Source organism: Nocardia crassostreae (assembly GCF_001613405.1).
GTDB classification, from domain to species: Bacteria; Actinomycetota; Actinomycetes; order Mycobacteriales; family Mycobacteriaceae; genus Nocardia; species Nocardia crassostreae.
In genome coordinates, this window is sequence record NZ_BDCH01000001.1 from 167,982 (window position 1) to 174,296 (window position 6,315).

General features: G+C 65.5%; 5 protein-coding genes. 1 reads left to right on the forward strand and 4 read right to left on the reverse strand.

Translation table 11 applies throughout. The features are described 5' to 3' along the window. Positions 1 to 26: 26 nt before the first annotated feature. The 4 genes from NC4_RS00740 to NC4_RS00755 all read right to left on the reverse strand — a co-directional run bounded on the left by NC4_RS00740 (position 27) and on the right by NC4_RS00755 (position 5,462). Positions 27 to 1,664, reverse strand: coding sequence for an MFS transporter (locus NC4_RS00740; protein ID WP_067531072.1), 1,638 nt, complete (start codon positions 1,662 to 1,664; stop codon positions 27 to 29). Positions 1,665 to 1,821: 157 nt separating this feature from the next. Next, positions 1,822 to 3,000, reverse strand: coding sequence for a mandelate racemase/muconate lactonizing enzyme family protein (locus tag NC4_RS00745; protein ID WP_067531073.1), 1,179 nt, complete (start codon positions 2,998 to 3,000; stop codon positions 1,822 to 1,824). Positions 3,001 to 3,011: 11 nt separating this feature from the next. Continuing rightward, positions 3,012 to 4,328, reverse strand: a complete 1,317-nt coding sequence (locus NC4_RS00750) for a cation:dicarboxylate symporter family transporter (protein WP_067531075.1) — start codon at positions 4,326 to 4,328, stop codon at positions 3,012 to 3,014. Positions 4,329 to 4,346: 18 nt separating this feature from the next. Beyond that, positions 4,347 to 5,462, reverse strand: a complete 1,116-nt coding sequence (locus NC4_RS00755; RefSeq protein ID WP_067531077.1) for a mandelate racemase/muconate lactonizing enzyme family protein — start codon at positions 5,460 to 5,462, stop codon at positions 4,347 to 4,349. 138 nt (positions 5,463 to 5,600) lie between these two features. Here NC4_RS00755 and NC4_RS00760 point away from each other — a divergent pair, with 138 nt between their 5' ends. Further along, entirely contained in the window at positions 5,601 to 6,287 is a 687-nt protein-coding gene (locus NC4_RS00760; protein WP_067531128.1) for an FCD domain-containing protein, read from the forward strand. Positions 6,288 to 6,315 lie beyond the last annotated feature (28 nt).

Below are 6,315 nucleotides of genomic sequence, written 5' to 3' on the forward strand. Positions count from 1 at the left end.
GACACGGTGCGGGTGCCGAAGCGTATTCAGCTCTCGACAGAATCTGTTGGGCTGGACTGCTTCTCACGCCAGCCCAGCAGGATGGAGTTGCCCCGCTGCGGCTTCCAGGGCAGCGCCAGGGCGACGATCACCACGGCGACCAGAATGGTGCCCACCGCGACGTAGGAGGCCGCCTGCGCGCCCGCCAGGGCGGCGGCCTTCATGGCGTGGATGAGGTCGGTCTTCGCTTGCAGCAGTAGCGGATTCACCGGGGCCTTGATGACCTCCAGGACGCTGATCGGGGTATTGCTCGCCAGCTCCTTCTGCTGGTCGTTCATGATCTGGTCCGGGATGGACTCGATCCGGCCGCCCACGCGCTGGGTGTAGACCGTCGTCATGATGGAGCCCAGCAGCGCCACGCCCAGCGCGCCGCCCACTTCGCGGGTGGTGTCGTTGACCGCGGAACCCGCGCCCGCTTCCTCCAAAGGCACCGAGCCCATGATGGATTCGGTGGCCGGACCCTGAACCACCGCGAAGCCCAGGCCCATCAGGATCATCGAGATGACAACCGGTCCCAGATACGGGGTTTCGACCTTCGTCTGCCCCGCGATGTACATGGCGATGGCCAGGATGAGCAGCCCGGTCACCAGCATGGCCGTGGTGCCGAGCCGCTGCGCCAGCATGGTCGCGATGGGCGCGCCGAAGCCGACGGCAATGGCGAACGGCAGTGAGTGGATGCCGAATTCGAGCGGCGAGAGCTCCTTCACGCCCTGGAAGTACTGGGTGATCAGGAACAGGAACCCGAATGCGCTGAAGTAGGACACGGTGATCGCCAGGGACGGCACCGCGAATCGCCGATTACGGAACAAACGCATATTCAGCACAGGGGTTTTCACCCGCAGCTCCCACCCGACGAACACCGCCAGCGCCACCACCGCGAGCGCATAGCCCACCAGGCTCTGGGTGGACAGCCAGCCGTGCTTGGGCGCCTCGATGATCGAGTAGACCAGCATGGTCACACCCGCCAGCGACAACACGATGCCGATCTTGTCGAGGCGGTCCACATGCTCGGCCCGCGACTCCGGAACGGTGATCAGCACGGCCGCGATGGCGATCAGCGCCACCGGCACATTGATCCAGAAGACCGAGTGCCAGCTGAAGTGCTCGAGCAGCCAGCCGCCCACCGTCGGCCCGATGGCGACGGCAATGCCCTCCATGGCCGTCCACGCGGCAATGGCCGCGGCGCGCTCGCGGGCCTCGGTGAAGATATTCGTGATCAGGGCGAGCGTCGCCGGGAACACGACGGCCGCGAACACACCCATACCGGCGCGGGCCGCGATGACCTGCCCGAGCCCGGAGGACAGCGCCCCCGCGCCGGACATGGCCGCCACGCCGATCAGGCCGATGATCATGAACTTGCGCCGCCCGTACCGGTCGCCGAGGTGCCCCATGGCCAGCAGGAGCCCGGAGAACACCAGGGTGAACGCGTCCACGATCCACTGCAACCCGCTCATATCGGCCTGTAGCTGCACCGCCATCGACGGCAGCGCCACATTCACGAGCGTGTTGTCCAGTACCACAAGCAGTTCCGCCAGGCAGATGGCGACCAGCGCCGCCACCCGTCCCCGTCGCGACAGGGTCGCCACGGTCTGTCCGGATCCCCGGCTCGCCATTGACACCGTCATCCGACACCTCCTACTAAACCGATCGGTTTACCAACAGAGTCAGACTAACTGTTACTGACGGTTCCACACAACGGCGCGCCGGGTGTATGACGCAGGACACACCATTGCGGCCCGGTCCCGGCGGGAGGCCGGGGACCGGGCCGAATCGTCTTTTCGTTCAGTCGTTGGCGTGGAGGGCTCGGAAGACCTTGTGGAGTTCGGCCTTGTCCTCGAAGCCGATGCCCGGGGTGGAGCCGAGGGCGATGTGGCTGTTGGCGATGACGGCCTCGTCGGCGAAGCCGCCGGTGGGCTGGAATTCGCCCGGATAGGACTCGTTGCCGCCGAGGCGCAGGGCCGCGGCTATGTGCAGCGAGAACTGGTAGCCGCCGTGCGGGATGCAGCGGCGCGAGGACCAGCCGTGTTGGCGGAGCATGTCCTGGATGCGGAGGTATTCGACGAGGCCGTAGCCGAGGACCGGGTCGAACTGCAGGTAGTCGCGATCCGGGCGCATGCCCGCGTAGCGGATGAGGTTGCGGGCGTCCTGGACCGAGAAGAGGTTCTCGCCGGTGGCCAGCGGGCCGGGATAGCGCTCGGACAGGGTGGCGTGCAGGGCGTAGTCGAGGGGGTCGCCGGGCTCCTCGTACCAGAACAGGCCGTAGGGCTCGAGCGCGCGGCCGTAGGCCAGAGCGGTGTCCAGATCGAAGCGGCCGTTGGCGTCGACGGCCAGGCGCGAACCGTCCCCGCCGAGCACCTCCAGCACGGCCTCAATCCGTTTGATGTCGTCGGCCAGGCTCGCGCCGCCGATCTTCATCTTGACCACGTCGTAGCCCTGCGCCAGGAATTTGACCATCTCGTCCTGGAGTTGCGTGAGCCCCTTGCCAGGGGCGTAGTAGCCGCCCGCGGCATAGACGAAGACGTCCGCATCGGGTTCGCCGAGACCGTAGTGCCGGACCAGCCACTGATACAGCGGCAGCTCCGCCAGTTTGGCGGCCAGATCGAACAGGGCCATATCGACCACGCCGACCGCGACCGAGCGTTCCCCGTGTCCGCCCGGTTTCTCGTTGCGGGTCATGAACTCCCACGCCCGCGCCGGATCGACGGCCGCGCCGTCGGCGGTGAGCAGCTCCTCGGGCGGGGCCGCCAGCAGTCGCGGAATGATCCTGCGGCGCAGTATCTCTCCCGCGCTGTAACGACCGTTGGAATTGAAGCCGTAGCCGACGACCGGCTCCCCGTCCCGGACGACATCGCTGACCACCGCGACGATCGAGCTGTCCATGGTGCTGAAGTCGATGAAGGCATTGCTCATCGATGAGCTGATGGGTACGACGCCTTCGTGAATGGCGACGATTCGGGTCATTTCAATACTCCTCAAGCAGTTTTCGACCGGTACCCGAGCACCTCGGCTGCACGCTCGGCATCCAGGCCATCGGGTTCCCAGCGCGCGATGACCACGGCCGCAACGGCATTGCCGAGCACATTGGTCAAAGCCCGCATGAGCGAAAGGAATCGGTCCACCGACAGCACCAGCGCCAGCCCCGCCACGGGCACCAGCGCGGTCGCGGCCACCGTATTGGCCAGCGTGACGAAGGCCGAACCGCTGATCCCGGCGGTGCCCTTGGACAGCACCAGGAACACCAGGAACAGCATCAGCTGATCCCCGAATGTCATCGGTACGCCGTGCACCTGGCCGATGAACACCACGCAGATCGGGATCACCACCGCGACCCCGTCCAGATTGAACGAGAACCCGGTCGGCACAACCAGACCCACCACACTGCGGCGGCAGCCCGCCTCCTCCATGCGCGCCATGAGTTGCGGCAGTACGGCTTCCGAGGACGAGGTGCCGAGCACCACCATCAGCTCCCGCCGCAGCAGCCGGATCACCCGCAGCAGCGAGAATCCCGCCAACCGGCAGATCACCGCCAGCCCGATGAAGACGAAAACCGCCAGGGCGAGGGCGGATACGGCCACCAGCTTCATCAATGCCGTCAATGTCTCGGGCCCGTACTTGCCGACCGTGAACGCCACCGCGCCGAAGGTCCCGATCGGCGCCAGCAACATGATCATGTTGATCATCCGGAAGAGCACCTGCGACAACCGGGTACAGGCGCCCACGATCGGCTCCTGAATTCCGGCGGGCATGCGCAGCAGCGCCATGGCGAACAGCACGCCGAAGATCAGCACCTGAATGATGTGCCCCTCGGCGAACGCCCCCACCGCATTGTCCGGCACCATGCCCAGCACGAACTCACCGAACGAATCGTGCGTCTTCCCCGGCACATAGCTGTCGATCTCACTGGACGCGTCGGCGGGCGGCGCCACCCCCTCGCCCGGCTTGAACACATTGACCGCCAGCAACCCGAGCAGCATGCCCACCGTGGTGACGATCTCGAAGTAGACGATCGTGCGCGCCGCAATCCGGCCGACGGTCTTCATACCGCCCGCCGACACAATGCCGGTGACCGTCACCAGGAAGACGATCGGCGCGATCAACATCTGGATCAATGCGATGAAGCCGGTCGCGATCGGCTTCAATCCGGCCGCGATATCCGGGGCCACCAGCCCGAAGATCCCCGCGGCAATGGCGGCGACCAACACCTGAAAGCTGGTGTTGGCCAGCGCCCGCCGCCAGCGCGGCCGGGGGGCCGCGGCGTCCGGCGCGGCATCGAGCGCGGAAGTGCTCATGTAACTCAGCTCCCGGAATCACTTGGCCGGAACAAGAGTCGAGCGCAGGGCGTCGCGGTCCACGGTCAGTCCGAGGCCCGGTCGATCCGGGACGGTAATGCGCCCGTTCACCGGTTTCGGCGCATCCGGGAACAGCAGTTCACCGACCTGCACCATGCCCAGATGCCACTCCAGGATCCAGCCGTTCATCATTCCGGCCAAGGTGTGCAGATTGAACAGTGGCCACCCGCCGCCGTGCGCCAGCGGCAGGTTGTAGGTCTGCGCGAGATGCGCGGCCTTGCGGGCCTCGGTGAAGCCGCCGCAGTAGCAGACATTCGGCTGCAGGATGTCCACCGCCTGCCGCTCGACCAGCTCCCGGAGCCGCCAGCGATGGCCCTCCATCTGACCGGCGGCGAGCGGAATTCTGGTGTGCGCCCGCAGGTCCGCGAGAGCGCGCGCGTCGTTCTGATGCAGCGGTTCCTCGAACCAGGTGAGATTGGCATCCTCCACCGCGCGGCAGAGGTAGGCGGCGTCATTGGGGGTGAACAAATAGTTGGCGTCGATCATCAGATCGATGTCGTCGCCGATCTCCGTGCGCACGGCATGAATTCGGGCAGCGTCCTCACGCCAACCGCGCTCGTCCACCGCGACCACCATCTTGAGGGCCGAGACACCCTGGTCGAGTTGCAGTCTCGCGGCCTCGGCCAGAGTTTCGCGATCGTATTGCGGGAAGCCGAAAGTCACGTACACCGGCACCTCGGTGCGAGCGCCCCCCAGCAGACTCGCCACCGATCGGCCCGCAGCCTTGCCCGCGATATCCCAGAGCGCGATGTCCAGCAGCGACAGGGCGCTGGACACCACCCCGGTCATGGTGCGGGGATTCAGTGTGCGCCAAACCTTCTGGTGCACCGCTTCGACTTCCCGGGGGTCCATGTCCACAACCGCAGGCAGGAAGTGCTGCTCGAGCGCCACCACCACCGCATGCGCCAGGAAATGGCCGGTGATCGCGACCCCGGTGAGCCCCTCGTCCGTCTCGACCTCACAGAAGACGAACTCCTTCTGCTCCTCACGCCCGTAACCGGTGACCCGCTCACGCAACAGCGGCACCTCGATCGAGGTGGTGTGCACGCTGGCCCGGATGTCCTTGATCTTCATATCCGTCCTCCTTCGTTTCGCCTGGACGGTGCACAGAGTCTGCGCTCGAGAATTGTCAACTGTCAACGATTTGCAATTGACAATTCAAGCTGACAGAATGCCGGGCAGATCCGTCCGCGCAACGAGTGAGTGGAGGCCATGGCCGAGCACAGGGATGCGATGAACGCCTTGCAGCAGCGAGTCGCCGAACGTCAGTCCACCTCGTTGTTGCAGTTCATTGCGGCGGAACTCGAGAAGATGATCATCAACGGCATGCTGAAGGGCGGGGACCGGATCAACGAGTCGGCGTTGGCGTTGCAGTTGGGGACCAGCCGGGGACCGGTGCGGGAGGCACTGCGGCAGTTGGAATACGGGCGACTGGTTGAGTTCCGGACGAACAGGGGGATGTTCGTGCGGGAAATCTCTGTTGACGAGGCGGCGCAGTTGTATGACATTCGTGCGGCGCTGTTCGGGCTGGCGGGGCGGTTGGCGGCTGTGAATGCCACACCCGCGGATGTGGAAGCCCTGCGCGCCAAGGTAACCCGGCTGGACGACGCTGTACCCGCTGTGGACGACTACTACCCGGGGAATGTTGATCTGCACCGGGCCCTGGTCGGCTTGTCGGGCAACCCCCGGCTGATCGAGCTGTATGACGATGTCTCGAAGGAACTACACCTGTTCCGGCGCCACGGGCTCGAAACCGAAACCGCCAGGAACACTTCGAACTGCCAGCATGCCGAGATTATTGATTGCCTCGCGGCGCAGGACCCTGAGAATGCAAGCCGGTTGATGGAGGCGCACATTCGATCGGGGAAGGAGCGCATGCTTGCGGCGGTGCACGACTGACTGAGACCTGTGATGTGCGAACGGTTTC